The 15,072-nt window shown below is 44.8% G+C and carries 15 protein-coding genes and 1 pseudogene; 8 read left to right on the top strand and 8 right to left on the bottom strand.

The genetic code is table 11. From position 1 onward, the window contains the following. A pseudogene (locus tag AACT52_RS05890) lies at positions 1 to 1,008 on the bottom strand (hypothetical protein); the annotation flags it as partial. 61 nt (positions 1,009 to 1,069) lie between these two features. Here AACT52_RS05890 and AACT52_RS05895 point away from each other — a divergent pair. From AACT52_RS05895 to AACT52_RS05905, 3 genes are all read left to right on the top strand, one after another. After that, complete coding sequence (locus AACT52_RS05895) at positions 1,070 to 1,249, top strand: hypothetical protein (RefSeq protein ID WP_073636338.1); 180 nt, start codon at positions 1,070 to 1,072, stop codon at positions 1,247 to 1,249. A 358-nt stretch (positions 1,250 to 1,607) separates the two neighbouring features. Beyond that, positions 1,608 to 2,300, top strand: coding sequence for a CAP domain-containing protein (locus tag AACT52_RS05900; RefSeq protein WP_073636339.1), 693 nt, complete (start codon positions 1,608 to 1,610; stop codon positions 2,298 to 2,300). A gap of 145 nt (positions 2,301 to 2,445) precedes the next feature. Then, complete coding sequence (locus AACT52_RS05905) at positions 2,446 to 3,300, top strand: alpha/beta fold hydrolase (protein WP_073636340.1); 855 nt, start codon at positions 2,446 to 2,448, stop codon at positions 3,298 to 3,300. Positions 3,301 to 3,680: 380 nt separating this feature from the next. On the opposite strand, the gene AACT52_RS05910 is transcribed toward AACT52_RS05905, so the two are convergent. From AACT52_RS05910 to carA, 6 genes are all read right to left on the bottom strand, one after another. Next, positions 3,681 to 3,983: a DUF1816 domain-containing protein gene (locus AACT52_RS05910; RefSeq protein ID WP_073636341.1), complete on the bottom strand. Its 303-nt coding sequence runs from the start codon at positions 3,981 to 3,983 to the stop codon at positions 3,681 to 3,683. A gap of 85 nt (positions 3,984 to 4,068) precedes the next feature. Continuing rightward, positions 4,069 to 5,049 (bottom strand): 23S rRNA (guanosine(2251)-2'-O)-methyltransferase RlmB, encoded by a 981-nt coding sequence (rlmB, locus tag AACT52_RS05915; protein ID WP_073636342.1) that lies wholly within the window; start codon positions 5,047 to 5,049, stop codon positions 4,069 to 4,071. A 93-nt stretch (positions 5,050 to 5,142) separates the two neighbouring features. Continuing rightward, positions 5,143 to 5,628 (bottom strand): Mini-ribonuclease 3, encoded by a 486-nt coding sequence (locus tag AACT52_RS05920; protein WP_073636343.1) that lies wholly within the window; start codon positions 5,626 to 5,628, stop codon positions 5,143 to 5,145. Positions 5,629 to 6,105: 477 nt separating this feature from the next. After that, positions 6,106 to 6,474: an STAS domain-containing protein gene (locus AACT52_RS05925; RefSeq protein ID WP_073636344.1), complete on the bottom strand. Its 369-nt coding sequence runs from the start codon at positions 6,472 to 6,474 to the stop codon at positions 6,106 to 6,108. 27 nt (positions 6,475 to 6,501) lie between these two features. Beyond that, positions 6,502 to 6,654 (bottom strand): hypothetical protein, encoded by a 153-nt coding sequence (locus tag AACT52_RS41220; RefSeq protein WP_233154235.1) that lies wholly within the window; start codon positions 6,652 to 6,654, stop codon positions 6,502 to 6,504. A gap of 62 nt (positions 6,655 to 6,716) precedes the next feature. Then, positions 6,717 to 7,883: a glutamine-hydrolyzing carbamoyl-phosphate synthase small subunit gene (carA, locus tag AACT52_RS05930; RefSeq protein WP_073636345.1), complete on the bottom strand. Its 1,167-nt coding sequence runs from the start codon at positions 7,881 to 7,883 to the stop codon at positions 6,717 to 6,719. Positions 7,884 to 8,002: 119 nt separating this feature from the next. Between carA and AACT52_RS05935 the strand changes: the two genes are divergently transcribed. The 3 genes from AACT52_RS05935 to AACT52_RS05945 all read left to right on the top strand — a co-directional run bounded on the left by AACT52_RS05935 (position 8,003) and on the right by AACT52_RS05945 (position 11,587). Continuing rightward, positions 8,003 to 8,131 carry a hypothetical protein gene (locus AACT52_RS05935; RefSeq protein ID WP_272937152.1) on the top strand — a complete coding sequence of 43 codons (129 nt, stop codon included), beginning with the start codon at positions 8,003 to 8,005 and terminating at the stop codon, positions 8,129 to 8,131. A gap of 129 nt (positions 8,132 to 8,260) precedes the next feature. Then, positions 8,261 to 9,409, top strand: coding sequence for a retropepsin-like aspartic protease family protein (locus AACT52_RS05940; RefSeq protein ID WP_073636346.1), 1,149 nt, complete (start codon positions 8,261 to 8,263; stop codon positions 9,407 to 9,409). Positions 9,410 to 9,733: 324 nt separating this feature from the next. After that, the gene (locus AACT52_RS05945) at positions 9,734 to 11,587 is read left to right on the top strand and encodes a cyclase family protein (RefSeq protein WP_073636347.1); all 1,854 of its coding nucleotides are present in this window, start codon (positions 9,734 to 9,736) and stop codon (positions 11,585 to 11,587) included. 158 nt (positions 11,588 to 11,745) lie between these two features. On the opposite strand, the gene AACT52_RS05950 is transcribed toward AACT52_RS05945, so the two are convergent. After that, a complete protein-coding gene (locus tag AACT52_RS05950) occupies positions 11,746 to 12,099 on the bottom strand; it encodes a hypothetical protein (protein ID WP_073636348.1) in 354 nt (117 codons plus the stop codon). Positions 12,100 to 12,415: 316 nt separating this feature from the next. On the opposite strand from AACT52_RS05950, the gene AACT52_RS05955 reads away from it, so the two are divergent. Together AACT52_RS05955 and AACT52_RS05960 are read left to right on the top strand one after the other, a co-directional pair. Next, positions 12,416 to 13,912, top strand: a complete 1,497-nt coding sequence (locus tag AACT52_RS05955) for an aldehyde dehydrogenase family protein (protein ID WP_073636349.1) — start codon at positions 12,416 to 12,418, stop codon at positions 13,910 to 13,912. A 218-nt stretch (positions 13,913 to 14,130) separates the two neighbouring features. After that, a partial coding sequence (locus AACT52_RS05960) for an RNA-guided endonuclease InsQ/TnpB family protein (protein ID WP_143173006.1) occupies positions 14,131 to 15,072 on the top strand: 942 nt, incomplete at its 3' end.

Genomic DNA, 15,072 nt, shown 5'->3' on the forward strand with positions numbered 1-15,072 from the left:
CTGTTTACCTTTAATCGGTTGGGCGAGATCTTCGCAGAAGATTTCAACGCTTGTTGTGATGTTCCGTCTCAAATCTCTACGAATGAAATTCTGTATGGTCGCCTTCTCTCGCTGTAGACGACGGCTTTTAGTTTTATAACCTAAATTATTTTTGAGGATGATTGCTGATTTGGTCGGCTTACTCCTGGATATCGCAAATAGTCTGTAGCGATTGCGATTAATTCTAGTAATCCGGTTGGTTTTTGCTGTGAGGAGCTTGCCTAGACCATCAGCAATCCTAGTCCCTTCTGAGGTGTAGTATCCTTCTGTATAACCTTTATCGATTCCTATCTGTTTTGTAGGTTTACCTTGTGGAAGGACTAAAGTTTTAGTACGGATGCAGTGAACTTCTAAAGCACCTTGTCCGCAGCGGATTAAACGTATTTGACCTTTAATAATATGACGACAACGCAATTTTAAAATGATGCGCTTGCCTCTATGTAGTCCGGCTACTTCTAGTTGTACAGTATTTCTAGTAAGACGCTTACAAAAATATCCTGCACCGTGATAAACAATTTGATTCCTGACAAATGTATGACCTCGAAGGTACTGTTTTCTAAACTGACGATGTAACCAGTTATCTTCAGTCGGATTGGTCTTAAGGAGGTCTACTAGCCGTTTACGTTCGTCAGGGTCATTGGTGTGGCGGTAGATGTCTCGAACTAAAAAAGTCTTAGCGGCTTCTTGTTGAGCGCTAATAGCTTTCATTGTGTCATTTACAGACCATTCCCACAATTTACCAGGAAGACCAGTATTTTCTGGTTTTAGAACAGTTCTAACTATAGGGTCTGCTTTTTTCCAATCCAAACCCCAACCTTGCAAAGAACCTAGCTTGTTGTAGGTTAGCGCTCTTGGTACGCCACACAAATGCATGATTCGGTCTACCTGTGCTTCGTCAGAGCAAAAAATAACAGGAACAACCTGAGTATAAGTATATTCAGGTTGTTCCTGTTTTTTGCTCTTAGCCATTTGGGATTTCCCTTTGATTCGTTTAATATGTTGTTATAGCAACATATATAATCAAAAGTCAATGCCTTTCCAGGAAAATAACAAACAAGGTTTTGTGTCAAATGCCCCACTCGACCGCAGGGCATTGCAAATTAACCTCAAACCGGGACTCAGAGAAAGAATTATGGCAATTCCCGATTGGAAGGTTAAGCTACGAGAAGAATTAGAAATCTGGTTATCCAAATGGGAAAGCCAAGATTAACCAGACTTGCATAGATTTAAGGCTTACTGTTCAACCGCTTATGATTTAGGATTGCTATAGCCATCTGGAAACCAGTTGTAAAATCATGAATCTAAATACATATTGACCAGAAAGAAAAAGGTACAAGCCCCCAACTTATGGTATGGAAAAAGAAAAAATGTATTTCATCGAGTAGGCGCAAGCGTCTACGGCGTCCGCTGACTCAAGCCCCTAAATTTATTTATGGGGTTCTTACTTTTGAATGCGTGAATGCGTGACTTTTGATTTCCCCGTAAGCGCAAAGCGCACGCTACGCGAACGCGTAGCGTCTCCGAAGGAGAAGGGGCTGACTGGTTGGTCTAAAGCTATGAGGTCGTTGATGCGTCGGATGGTATTTTGGATGTTTACGCCCATCGCTCTATTAACCACATCGTGTGATAAATTGTTTGAATTTGATTTCTCTGTACCTAATATTCCTGAAGAAAATCCTGATGTGTTGCCACGCGGAAAGGCTCTTTCGCGCCTTGAACAACAAGTGATTGTGGAAATGAATAAGGCGAGAACAAATCCCGCGGCTTATGCTGGTGTCTTAGAAAAGTATAGACAACGCTTTGAAGGCAACCGAGTTAGAATCTCGAGTCATACTTATTTGCAAACACAGGAAGGAGTCAAAGCGGTTGATGAGGCGATCGCCTTTCTCAAGTCAGTGCGTCCGGTGGGACGTTTAACCGCATCCAAAGGAATGTCTTTGGCGGCTAGGGATCATGTCAAAGACCAAGGTTCAAAAGGCATTCTTGGTCACAAAGGCAGCGATAAGAGTGACCCTTTTACTCGCCTCAAGCGCTACGGAACTTGGAAAGTCACCGCTGGGGAAAATATTAGCTATGGTTCCCATACGGCACAGGATATTGTTATGCAATTAATTATTGATGACGGGGTACCGGATCGCGGTCATAGAACAAATATGTTTAACCCTGCTTTTAAAGTGACAGGAGTTGCTTTTGGGATTCACTCCACATACAGGCAGATGTGCGTGATTAACTACGCAGGAGGATATAGAGAAAAATCGTAATTCATTATATTTCTTGTGCAGACGTTACGCGGGTGCTTTCACCTGGTGGGAGCTTACGCGCCGAGAGCGCCTGCCCGTAAAGCTTACGTACTTCCTAATTAATAACTCAAAACCAACGATAAATTACTAATAAAATTACTCATAAATGATCAACCCTCGCCATAACAATACAGCTTCATCTGCTGCTAACCTTAACGTCCACGTTCAAGGTCAAGGCTTCCCGATTCTCTGCTTGCACGGTCATCCTGGTTCCGGCTCAAGTCTTTCTGTCTTTACCAAGCATTTATCAAAACGCTTTCAAACTATTGCCCCAGATTTGCGGGGATACGGCAAAAGTCGGTGTGATGGCAATTTTAACATGAACGACCATTTGACCGACTTGGAAGCGCTTCTAGACCGTTATCAAATCAAAAAATGTCTGATATTGGGGTGGTCGCTTGGTGGCATTCTAGCAATGGAATTGGCACTACGGCTACCTGAGCGAGTCACTGGGCTAATTTTGGTGGCGACTGCTGCCCGACCCAGAGGCAATCATCCGCCTGTGAGTTGGCAAGATAATGTTTATACTGGTGTTGCCGCGCTCTTAAGCTGCATAAAACCAGATTGGCAGTGGAATATTGAAACTTTCGGCAAGCGATCGCTCTTCCGCTACCTGATTCAACAACACACTCCTACCGCGTACAAATACATAGCAAAAGAAGCTGTACCAGCGTATCTCCAAACTTCTGCTTTTGCGACTCGCGCTCTTTATAGCGCGATTGGGGCTGGGTATAATCGACTTGTAGACCTAGAAGAAATTCAATGTCCTGCTCTTGTACTTGCTGGGGAAGGCGATCGCCACATCACAGTTGACGCTAGCTTAGAGACATCTCGCTACTTCAAAGATTGCCAATCGCACTGCTATCCTAATACCGCCCATCTTTTCCCGTGGGAGATCCCCAACCAAGTCTTGAGGGACATTGACCGTTGGCTTGAGAAAAATCGACACATTCTGCGTTAGTAGTTGCGAGCAAGCGCAACTACTAACTAGTGGTTTATCGCATTAATTATGATGGTTGTATAAGTTCGTAGTAAGGAATGCGCGTCCTAAACTCTTTGAGTGTTTGCGCTCACGACAAAGCCTTCAAAACTCATGCGATACACCACTAGCCTTCTGACTAGAAAAGAACTCACAACTTAAGGATGCAGCGGAGTGGGAAACTCCAAAACTCCAACTATAACCCAAAAGGGTTGTTTTGCGGGTGGATTTCAATTCAAGCAAAAATCTCCAATATTTATTTATGGAGATGAATAATTCTTTGCTTGTAGAATCCTTTGCTGCAATTGGTAGAAATATTCACCAATTGGTAAATTCTGTGTTCTGAGTTCTTGTCAGTTTGATTACATTTGACCGCTAAAGACAGGCTTTACTTTGCGGTCAATCCTTTCCCCCAAGTCATCAGCGATCGTCAAAGCATTTGGCTTGCAGCGCTTGACATTAATAATAATTCCTTGCGCTCCTTCTTGTTCCAAATCTTCTACGTAGCCTTTTATCGCCGCTTTTGCATCAACAGAACTGAGAAACGGTCCAAAGTAGTAGGTGCAACGAGGATTTTGTGTCACAACTTCTACCCACCAAGCGAAGCCAAAGTTGTGGAATATGTTAATTAAGAATTCCTTAAGGTTATTCCAAGTGGTTTTCATGGTTCTCGCCGATTTCTAAATATGGTACTGGGTTCTAGATGATATGCTGCTAATTTTGTCTGTTTTACATTTCTTTATACTCTGTTTACTGTTCTTTTTTCAAAGAAATTTTTTGTAATTTATCCAGGTGCAGCGTATTTATCCAACGTTGTCGGTAAACTTCATAAAGCGCCATTCCTGCTGCTACTGAGGCATTCAGGCTAGGAGTCTTACCTTGTAGGGGGATCGACACCAAAAAATCGCAATGGCGTTGTGTCAAAATACTCAGACCTTCGCCTTCAGAACCAACTACCAAAACAATAGGACCTTTGAAATCCACCATATGCACAGGTTCGCTTGCGTCCGTTGCAGTACCGTAAATCCAAAAGCCAGCGGCTTTGAGTTCTTCCAAAGCGCGTTGCAAGTTCACCACTCTCGCGACTGGAAAGTTTTCTAAAGCACCAACAGCCACTTTCATGACTGTAGAAGTGATACCAGATGCTCTGCGTTGCGGGATCACCATTCCTTGAGCACCCAACGCCTCTGCACTGCGAATAATTGCTCCCAAATTGTGGGGGTCAGTGATCCCTTCAGCGACAACAATCACTGGATCGGTTACAGATTTTGCCTGTGTGATCAACTCATCCAAATCAATGTAATCGTAGGGAGCAACTTGCGCCGCTATACCTTGGTGATTAGCTTGGTCTGTGATTTGGTCTAAACGCTTGGGTTCAACTTCGTCGATAATTGTGCCATTTTCCTTCGCTCGTAAAATCAGCGAGTGAAAGCGGGGGTCATAGCGGAGGCGCGAAGTAATCCAGATACGGTTGAGACCGCGCTCATTTTCCAAAGCACTTAACACTGGATGGCGTCCGTAGATCAAATCCGTATCTTCTGATTGTTGAGAATAAGTGGATGAATCGGAGAAGTTACGATGTGGGCGTGAGCCTTCTGTTAGGACTTTAGCACCTTTATCTCTGGGAGGGCGACTTGGAAGAGAAATGACACGCTTTGCTTTCATTCTCAAGGGTTGTCGCCCACTATTAGGTTCGGCAGAAGTCTTGATTTTTCTTGGTTTATTCATCATATGAGTTGTTGGTAGAGCTTATAGGTGGGCATCCTTGTTATCTCAATTTACCGAACCTACTCTACAAGTTTTGCCACTGTGAGGCAGGATTTCTCACGGCTTTTCTAGGTGAAGTTTTTGCAACAGTTCGGTTAAGCGATGGAGATCGGTGAGATACAGGTAGCCAATTAAAGTTTCTAAACTAGTTGCGTGTTGATAAGTTCCGGGATCAACCCGCTTAGGGCGTCCTGTGGCGGCGTTGCGACCCCGTCGGACAATTTCTAACTCGTTGTCCCTCAGATGAGGATACAGTGTTTGCAACATTTTAGCCTGCGTCTCAGCTCTCACTTGTGCCACAACTAGATGATGGTATGTTTCTGGTCGCCTAGGTGGTAGTAGATAAAACATTCTGACGTACAGTTCATAAACTGCGTCTCCCAAATATGCTAAAGCAGTAGGAGAAATTTGTTGCAGTTGTGCCTGTGAAATCTGTTGGAATAATTGCTCTCTGGCTGCCGTTAGTAGTTGACACCAAACTGAATCCTGACTGAGAGCTTCATTATTTGATCCATCTAGTGGGTCTTCCTCCTTTGATGTCACAAGTTCTTCTTTCCTCGCAGGCTACATGAGAAAGGCTTTCTTCGGGAAAACTTGACTTTTCTACCCGCAGACTGCCATGCAGGTCTACCTAAGCATAATCAAAGCAAAAAAATTTACTGTGCAATTTTTATCTTTTTTTCAATTTCTAGTTGCCATTTCGTATACTGAAGGCTCTTAACCTGAAGTGTCAAATCCAGAAGTATCTAAGATGCTTTTTCCGCAATCTAAAAATAAAGATGCTTCTAAAGCCTAAAGTATAAGGTATAAATAATCAAATTGATAGTATATTGATATTATACTGTTTTATTGTAGCATACAGCTACCGATTCTTCAGGCTTATACGGTATATATTATATCGTTGTTATCCTTCATATTTCTACTGGGCTTTCCTCCTTATACAAGAATTATGATTCTGTAAAAATTTAGCTATCCAGATTTGATGATCGGATAGCTATATTAACCTCTTAGATCAAGCAATCAAGACGACTTGACGTTTTCTAGAGCCGCTTCAACTGATGTTTGTAGGGCGAGAAACTTCTCCAAGCGAACAAGCTTGACCGTTTGAGTGACACGGGCATTAGTGACAATTTGCAAAGTGCCTTCGGAGTTAGCCTGTTTGGCTAGCTGCACCAAAGCACCCAAGCCGGAGCTATCAACAAAATCGATTTGTGAGAGATCCAGAATAATGTGCTTTGGTCCCTCTTCAATCTTGCTCCCAAGTACCTTGCGAAATGTCGGTTCGGAAAAGGCGTCTAACAAACCTGTGAGGCGGAATAGCTGACAGTTATCCCGGACTTCTCGAGTGCCTCTCAGGCTTACAGTTAGATTAAGTGGCTCAGCAATAATTCCCTCCTCATAGTTATGGCGAAATAGTTATGGCGAACGCTCAAGTATAGATGGTTTTATTGTATGTTGTCTACAACCTGCTGGCAGGAAAGGAGATGAGGAAGCAGGGGGAGATGGGCCAGATGTAGGAATTTTCCCTTGTCCTCCTTGTCCGACAGCATCCCCCTTATCCGGCAGCATCCGACAGCATACCCCTCATCTTTTTTGTCTCCTTGTCGTCTTTTGTGTAACTTTCTCCATTTTTACCCTACTCTGGCGACTCCGGCTCGACGAGCTGCTCGCATTGCTTGGACAAACTGCTCAAACAGATAATCAGCATCGTGAGGACCAGGGCTTGCCTCTGGGTGATATTGTACAGAAAACACGGGCAGGGACTTGTGACGTAACCCAGCAATGGTGGAGTCGTTTAAATTAAGATGGCTAATTTCTACAACACCCTTAGGTAAAGTATCTGGGTCAATGGCAAAGCTATGGTTTTGGCTGGTAATTTCTACTCGTTGTTGCAAACCAGCTGGCTGATTTAAACCACGATGACCAAATTTGAGTTTGAAAGTTTCAGCTCCTAGCGCATGACCCAAAATTTGGTGTCCCATACAAATGCCAAACATGGGTTTGTGAGTTAAGAGTAGCGCTTTGGTCGTTTCAATGCCTTCGGTGACAGATGCTGGATCGCCAGGACCATTAGAAAGAAAGATCCCATCTGGATTGTATTTGAGAATTTCTTCTGGTGGGGTATTAGCGGGAACAACAATGACGCGGCAACCGTAACTTGCTAAACGACGCATTATATTGCGTTTCACGCCAAAGTCAATAGCGACGACGGTGAAAGATTCCCGAGAATCTTCTTGGCAAGCAGGATTAAATTCCCATACCGGGTTGGTGGGATCAGACCATTCATATATATTTGGGGTGGTGACCTCGCGGACGAGATTCAATCCTTTCATGCTAGGAGCTGCCTGCACTTGCTCTAGCAACTCAGCCTCATCTAAAATTTCTGTGGAAATGCCACCGTTCATCGCTCCGAAAATCCGAATTTTGCGGGTAAGGGCGCGGGTATCAATGCCGTATATACCTGGGATATCGTATTGTTCAAGGTAGTCGGATAATGACTGTGTGGAGCGCCAGTTACTTGGTCGAGTACAAATATTCCGAGCAACAGCACCTTGCACCTGCGGTCTACTTGATTCCTCGTCCTCTGGATTAACGCCAGTATTTCCCAATTCAGGATAAGTAAAAATGACTATCTGACCGCAGTAACTAGGGTCGGTCAGCACTTCTTGATATCCGGTCATGCCAGTGTTAAAAACCACTTCCCCAATCTTGGTTCCAGTGGCACCAAAAGACCAACCACGATATGTGGTTCCATCTGCCAAAACAAAAATAGCAGGTATTGCGTCAGATAGAGGCATAAGCTATGAAATTGAAGGATTAGGGATTTGGGATTGTTAGGGGATCGGGGAGTAGTAAGTGGTGAAGATGAGGAGGATGAGAATGAGGAGGATGAGGAGGATGACGAAGTAAATGAACAATGACTACTCTTGCTTATCTCCCCCATCTGCCTCATGTGCCTTATCTCCCCCCATCTCGCTCATCTGCCTTATCCCTACTCCCCCATTTCTCGATTGACTCGATACTGCGAACGAATATTATGCCATGAGTCAAGGATTTCGGAACTTATAACTCAATTAACCAAAGCTTAAAACTCGAAGACACAAAATTTTTAAACAGTAATGGGCAGTGGCAGTAGATTTCAAAACCTTAGAACAGATAAAATTTAAAATTAATTATGGTTCAATTTATTTTATCCCGAGCAGGGCTGATTCTTCTGTCAACCACACTAGCGGTTTTCACTGTTGGCTGTAATAGAGAGCAACAGGTTGCCGTGACAAGTGGTGATGAGCAGCCTGTTGTGCCTGAAGATAAGAGTGTTGCCCCGCCTGCTGCCACAACGACACCTCTAAGCGCTGGCACACAACTAGAGCCACCAAGGCAGCACTTGTCTGAGATTGAAGTCGGTTATTTTGAACAGGGACTAGATAAAGCTGTTAGCGCTCTTAGCATCAGCCAATCTGCTCAATCCACAGATGATTGGAATTTGGTGGCAATTGAGCTGCAAGAAGCGATCGCCCTGATGCAGAAAGTCCCAGTTGATAGTCCTTATTTCACAAGCGCTCAAGCAAAAATCATAGATTACAAGCGCCATGTCAAATATGCGACACGAAAAGCCACTCGCCCAGTAAATCCACCACAACAAGCACAACCGGAGAGGGTAGCAGTTGGCATCCCCGAGCCTTCTGTGACACCAAGTATCACCCAACCAATTGTCAACCAACCAATTGTCACCCAACCAATTGTCACCCAACCACCCTTAGCACCTCGGCAAAAAGCGTTACCACCGTTGCCAAAGCCGACGACCGTAGTGCCACTGAAACAACAAGAGGCGTTGGTTGTTCCAACGAAACGGCAAAACGAACAACCGGTGTATACAGCCCCAATCAAACGGCGAATTGGTGGCACACCAATTATCGAAGTCACCTTTAATGGCAATCAGCTCTTTGAAATGATTGTGGATACGGGAGCGAGTGGCACAGTGATTACCCAGAAGATGGCAAATGCTTTGGCAGTGGTGCAAGTTGGAAGAGCCAAGGCAAATACGGCAAGTTCCAAAGCAGTAGAATTTCCCATCGGCTATGTGGATTCGATGGAAGTTGGTGGGGTTAAGGTGAATCGCGTAGCAGTGGCGATCGCAGGCACAGATCTAGAAACTGGGCTTCTCGGACATGACTTTTTTGGTGACTATGATATCACCATCAAACGCGATGTCGTAGAATTTCGCCCGCAATCACACTCGCAAATCAATTCCACGCAAGAAGCTGAATTTGTTGCTCCAACTTTGCCCAAGGAGCGCCAACCTGTAGTCGATCCTTTGCGTTGACAAAATGTTCCGGTAAAATCACTAATATGGTACAGTAATCATTAAATACCGTGGGGCACGCGGAAATTAACGCTTGCGGAGGCATCTGTAATGGTGCGATATGAGAATGTAAGACGTGAGTGGGGAAAACTTGCTCATCGCAGTCTCAGCCCAAGAATCCTATCCCCTTTTAGGCGTGGGAATGTCAATTATAACTAATTCACTTTTTGCTGCAACATTTGAACCCTCCAAAGCCTAATGTTTATAGGGGTTGGAGGGGTTATTTATAATTATTTATAATTATTTATAATAAAGATAGTTAACAAACCTTTGCAACCGTGACGCGTGAAGGATCATCACTCTCTCCTAGATACAGCCAAGTCCTACTTGCTTGAAGAAGTTGCACCATTAGCTAACGAGATAGATTGCAACCCAACTGCTTTATTTCAAGCACTTCGAGGTTTTGGGGAATTGGGTATGCTAGCGCTGTTGGTTCCACGCCAATGGGGTGGACAAGAAGTTAGCGAACAGACATATGGCAGCTTTCAAGAACTAGTAGCACGGTATTCTGGTGCTTTAGCGTTTCTGCAAACTCAACACCAAAGCGCTGCTGGTATGCTCGTTGCTAGTAGCAACTCCTCGCTACAGGAAAAATACCTCCCCCGTATGAGCAACGGTGAAGTTTTACTCGGTGTTGGCTTTTCGCAGCTTCGGCGCGAAGGAGATCCGCTGACTGTAGCTATACCAGTACCTGGAGGATATCAACTCAATGGGGTTGTTCCTTGGGTGACAGGACAGGGCTTTTTCAGCGAGTTTATTGTCGCCGCCACATTACCAGATAGTGGTGCTGTTTTCGGTGTTGTGCCTTTGCGAGAAACACATCAAGAGTCAGGAGGTGCTATGACACTTTCAACTCCCGCACAACTGGCGGCTATGACATCAACCAACACCGTAACCGTCACCCTGAAAAACTGGTTCTTAGCTGCTGAAACTGTCGTTTTTATTAAGCCTGCTGGTTGGATTCACGAAAACGATAAAAAGAATGTTCTTCGCGCTACTTTTCTGGCTACAGGATGCGCCCTTGCTGGTTTAGATATTTTGGAGTCTGTCGCACGCACAAAATCACTGTCTTTTATCACCAATGCTTTTGATTCTCTTCAACAGGAACTTAAGAACTGCCGCACCGCCGTTCAGGAAGCGCAAAATAATTCAGGTTTGGAATTGTCTGAACGCTTGGAATTACGGGCTTGGGCGATTGATTTAGCAGCGCGAATTGCTCATGCAGCGGTGACTGTTTCCAGTGGTGCTGCTCTACATAGCTCTCACGATGCACAGCGGGTTTATCGTGAGGCACTGGTATTTACTGTAACCGGTCAAACTCGTGCTGTTATGGAAGCAACGCTCTTGAGATTAATCTCTCGGAACCTCACCCCCAACCCCTCTCCGCCAGCGGAGAGGGGAGTTAATCTTCCCCTTGCTTGTGGGGGGATTGAGGGGGGTCTTATCTCCTACTCGCGGGTGATACATTTGAGTCATGTTATTGATCTGGATATTCCTCAGTGGCAAGGTGATCCGCCAGTGGATTTTGAGACTGTGGCGGAACTGCATAAGGATGGTTATTATCTGCGGCGTTTTTCTATGGGGGAACACAGCGCTACTCATATCAATGCTCCCAACAGCTTTCACCTTAATGGTGTGGGAATTGACGAATATTCTGCCCAGTCGCTGGTTGTCCCTGCGGTAGTTATTGATATTCGGGAAAAGGTGGTGGCGAATTCGGATTACGCGCTTTGTGTTGACGATATTCTGGCTTGGGAGCAACAATACGGTGAGATTCCGCCTGGTTGTGTGCTGTTAGTGTACACAGGCTGGCAAGAGAAATGGTTGGATAAAAATGCTTTTTTTAACCAGGATGCTCAAGGGAAAATGCATTTTCCTGGGTTTAGTAGGGATGCTACGCGGTTCTTGCTGGAGGAACGTCAAATTGCTGGAGTAGGAATTGATACTCATGGGGTAGATTCAGGGCAAGATACCACTTTTGGGACTAATCGCTTGGTATTGCAGAAACCCCGCATTGTCTTGGAAAATTTGACGAATTTGGATCAGTTACCACCAACAGGAGCTACTTTGGTGATTGGAGTGCTACGGTTGCAGGGCGGTTCGGGTTCTCCAGTTGGAGTGTTGGCGTTTTTGCCATAAATTTATAGGGGTTGCATATTGGTGTCATGATTTTTTATGCCAAAGCGAAAAAGGCGGGACAAAGGGAGTATCTCCTCTTTGTCTCACCCTCCATCGCTTTTTAACCTTACTCAACTGTGCGAAGAAAAATTATTTTATGAATTAGTTTAAAGTTTATCCTATGTAAGGTTATCAAGCTGATTTACTACCGCAGCAATTTTTACCAGTCCTCCTGAAGCTGGGCTTAAAATTGCACCAACAAGGTTCACAAAACCAGTTAAAATTGTTAGGAATTTATTAAAATTCTCCAGTTTATTGATGGCAGCATCCAACTTGCCCGTGACCTTTTTTATTCTTTCTGCCGGTTCCCGCAAATCAGTTCGTATTTCGTCAATTTGTCCAATAGCTATCTTATTTAGACTACTATTAAGAGTAGTTACCCATTTTGATATCTCTAAGGAATCTGCCTGAGTTATCTTAGACTTCGTAACTAACTCTAGTCTTTGAACGTTGATTGACTTAACAAGTTGCATAATCCGAGTACTACACTCTTTGAACGGAGGGAAATTCACGACCACAACTGTTAAGTAAAAGGGCAAATGGTACAAGAGCAACAATTGCTCGAATTGGTTTAAAATTTATTTTTATTTGATGCAATCTTTAATTTATAAACAAAGCAGAAGGTAATTTTTTGTTTGCTAACCTTGTTGCTTATTAATAGTTTGAGTTGAAATAAACATATGCACTTTGTGCTGCTCCTCCTGAAAACATCACTTGCTCACTTGACTACAATCGATAAAGCAAGCGAAACTAGTGCTTTCAGTAGATCACGAGCTGGAGGTCTTGATTATGACCACTCCCCTGACTTGCCGCAATTACATCGACGGTAAATGGTTGAGCGCTACAGGGGGAGCCACCCTAGAAAGTCGCAACCCTGCTGTTAGCCGCGAACTTGTTGCCACTTTCCCGCGTTCCGCAGCAGCAGATATAGATACAGCCGTAGCAGCCGCCCGCAAGGCATATCGTACCTGGCGACTCGTCCCCGCTCCAGCGAGAGCAGAATATATTCAGAGAGTGGGAGAACTTTTACTCAAGCACAAAGAAGAACTTGCCCAACTTATGAGTCGGGAAATGGGTAAACCCCTGACAGAAGCACGGGGAGATGTCCAAGAAGGTATTGACTGCGCCTATTACAGCGCTGGCGAAGGGCGACGGCTATTCGGGCAAACTATTCCCTCGGAAATGCCCAACAAATTCGCGATGACGGTAAGAATGCCCATTGGAGTCTGCGCCCTCATCACTCCCTGGAATTTCCCAGTCGCCATTCCCTGCTGGAAAGCTATGCCAGCTTTGGTATGCGGTAATACTGTCATCCTCAAACCCGCAGAAGATACCCCCGCTTGTGCAACAAAACTTATTGAGATTTTTGCCGAAGCAGGTTTGCCACCCGGAGTTATCAACTTGGTGCATGGAGTGGGAGAAGAAGCAGGGAAAGCTTTAGTTGAGCATCCTGAAGTTGACTTGGTTTCTTTTACCGGTTCTTCGGAAACGGGTGCTTTTGTTGGTGCAACTTGCGGACGCACTCACAAGCGCGTCTGTTTGGAGATGGGCGGCAAAAATGCCCAAATTGTTATGGAAGATGCTGACTTAGAACTTGCTCTCGATGGTGCGGTTTGGGGAGCATTTGGAACTGCCGGTCAAAGATGTACGGCTACCAGTCGCTTGCTTTTGCACCGCGACATCAAAGAGAAATTTACCGTTATGCTCAAAGAGCGTACCAGTCAGTTACGCTTGGGTGCAGGAACTGATCCCAATATTGATGTGGGACCTTTGGTAAATGCATCTCAACTCGAACGGGTGAGCAAGTATCTGGATATTGCCCGTGAAGAAGGCGCAAAAGTTTTGATGGGCGGAGAAATAGCAACCGAGGGAGAACTAAAACACGGTTACTTCTTTCAACCCACGATTCTTGATGAAGTCACTCCCGAAATGCGCGTCGCCCGTGAAGAGATATTCGGACCGGTGGTGGCGCTGATCGAGGTAAACTCTTTTGAGGAGGCGATCGCCATCCTGAACGATACCCCCTACGGTCTTTCTTCTTCAATCTACACTCGCGATATCAACCGCGCTTTCACCGCCATGCGCGACATCGAAGCAGGAATTACTTACATCAATGGTCCTACCATTGGCGCGGAGGTGCATTTACCTTTTGGCGGTGTTAAGCAAACTGGTAACGGACACCGGGAAGCTGGTACTGCTGTCTTGGATGTGTTTACGGAATGGAAGACAGTGTATGTAGATTTTTCGGGAAGTTTGCAGCGTGCTCAAATAGATAACCGTAGCTAGGGAATTCTTCATGAGTACGGGACAAAGGGCTATTTCGTGATAAGCATCCTCTAGCATTTGAGTTTATGGTGGGCAATCCCCACCCTACAACACAACCGCTTACCGCCCCTCCTTCAACGAAGTAAGGAGGGGCGGTAAGCGGGAAAAATGAAAGGCTCGATGCCTTTTATTTTTCCAAACAGTTTGGTATCATATTATTTACAGTTTTTGTTTAGCCAATGCCCACACGAAGAGTTACTTTTCGCCTCTATCCCACGCCAACGCAGGAACAAAAACTGCGCTATTGCAGGGCTATGCACAAGGAACTCTATAACTCGGCACTAGCTAACCGGAAAACTCAGTACCAAAAATTTGGAAATAAGGTTGACTACTACCAGCAGCAAAACAGTTTGCCAGCGTTCAAAGAAGTCTGGACGGAGTATAAGTTGCTTAATGCTGGTAGCTTGCAAGCCACTCTAAAGCGTGTAGACTTCGCCTATCAACGCTTTTTCCAGAGGCTAGGAAAATACCCTAGATTCAAATCAATTCGCCACTACTCAGGTTGGACATATCCAGATGGACGACAAGGCTTCAAGGCTCACACCACTGGTGTTAATGGCTATTTAAAACTTGTCGATTTGGATGTCGAAATTCAGATGAGAGGAGAGGCAAGAGTCTGGGGTAACCCGACAACTTGCACCATCGTGTACCTCCATGGGAAATGGTACGCCTCTATCACTGTAGATGCCTCTAGTATTAAGCGAGAACTGGGAACAGGTGCTATTGGGATAGATATTGGCTGCAAGTCAGCTTTGGCTATCACTGATGGAGAGAATCATCAATTAGTTGAGGCTCCTAAATTTCTACGCAAAGCTGAAATTCAGATTAAACATACTTCAAAATCTAAACGTAGAAAGAGATCGCCAAATCGTAAATCGAAAATTAAAGCTTCTAGAAGATGGAAGAAGGCATCTGACCGAGTAAGTAAATTAACTCGCAAGGTTGCTAATCAGCGCCAAAACTGGGTTCATCAGGTAGCAGCAGAAATCGCAAGCGGTAATAGCCTCGTTGCTACTGAAAACCTTAAGGTAAGAAACATGACTCTTGACACTCCCCGGCCTGCCATGCGCGGGGATTCTTGGTTCACAGGCAGAACTTGCTCAGGCAGACTTGCGTCACTC

This window comes from Scytonema sp. HK-05 (assembly GCF_963872035.1).
In the GTDB taxonomy this organism is placed as follows: domain Bacteria; phylum Cyanobacteriota; class Cyanobacteriia; order Cyanobacteriales; family Nostocaceae; genus Kalymmatonema.

Coding starts and splice junctions, on each gene's coding strand:
- carA (WP_073636345.1), bottom strand. CDS start 7,883: ATGCCTCTATCTGACGCAATACCTGCTATTTTTGTTTTGGCAGATGGA.
- AACT52_RS05895 (WP_073636338.1), top strand. CDS start 1,070: ATGCCTTTCCAGGAAAATAACAAACAAGGTTTTGTGTCAAATGCCCCA.
- AACT52_RS05900 (WP_073636339.1), top strand. CDS start 1,608: ATGCGTCGGATGGTATTTTGGATGTTTACGCCCATCGCTCTATTAACC.
- AACT52_RS05905 (WP_073636340.1), top strand. CDS start 2,446: ATGATCAACCCTCGCCATAACAATACAGCTTCATCTGCTGCTAACCTT.
- AACT52_RS41220 (WP_233154235.1), bottom strand. CDS start 6,654: ATGCTGCCGGATAAGGGGGATGCTGTCGGACAAGGAGGACAAGGGAAA.
- AACT52_RS05935 (WP_272937152.1), top strand. CDS start 8,003: ATGACTACTCTTGCTTATCTCCCCCATCTGCCTCATGTGCCTTATCTC.
- AACT52_RS05950 (WP_073636348.1), bottom strand. CDS start 12,099: ATGCAACTTGTTAAGTCAATCAACGTTCAAAGACTAGAGTTAGTTACG.
- rlmB (WP_073636342.1), bottom strand. CDS start 5,049: ATGATGAATAAACCAAGAAAAATCAAGACTTCTGCCGAACCTAATAGT.
- AACT52_RS05955 (WP_073636349.1), top strand. CDS start 12,416: ATGACCACTCCCCTGACTTGCCGCAATTACATCGACGGTAAATGGTTG.
- AACT52_RS05910 (WP_073636341.1), bottom strand. CDS start 3,983: ATGAAAACCACTTGGAATAACCTTAAGGAATTCTTAATTAACATATTC.
- AACT52_RS05940 (WP_073636346.1), top strand. CDS start 8,261: ATGGTTCAATTTATTTTATCCCGAGCAGGGCTGATTCTTCTGTCAACC.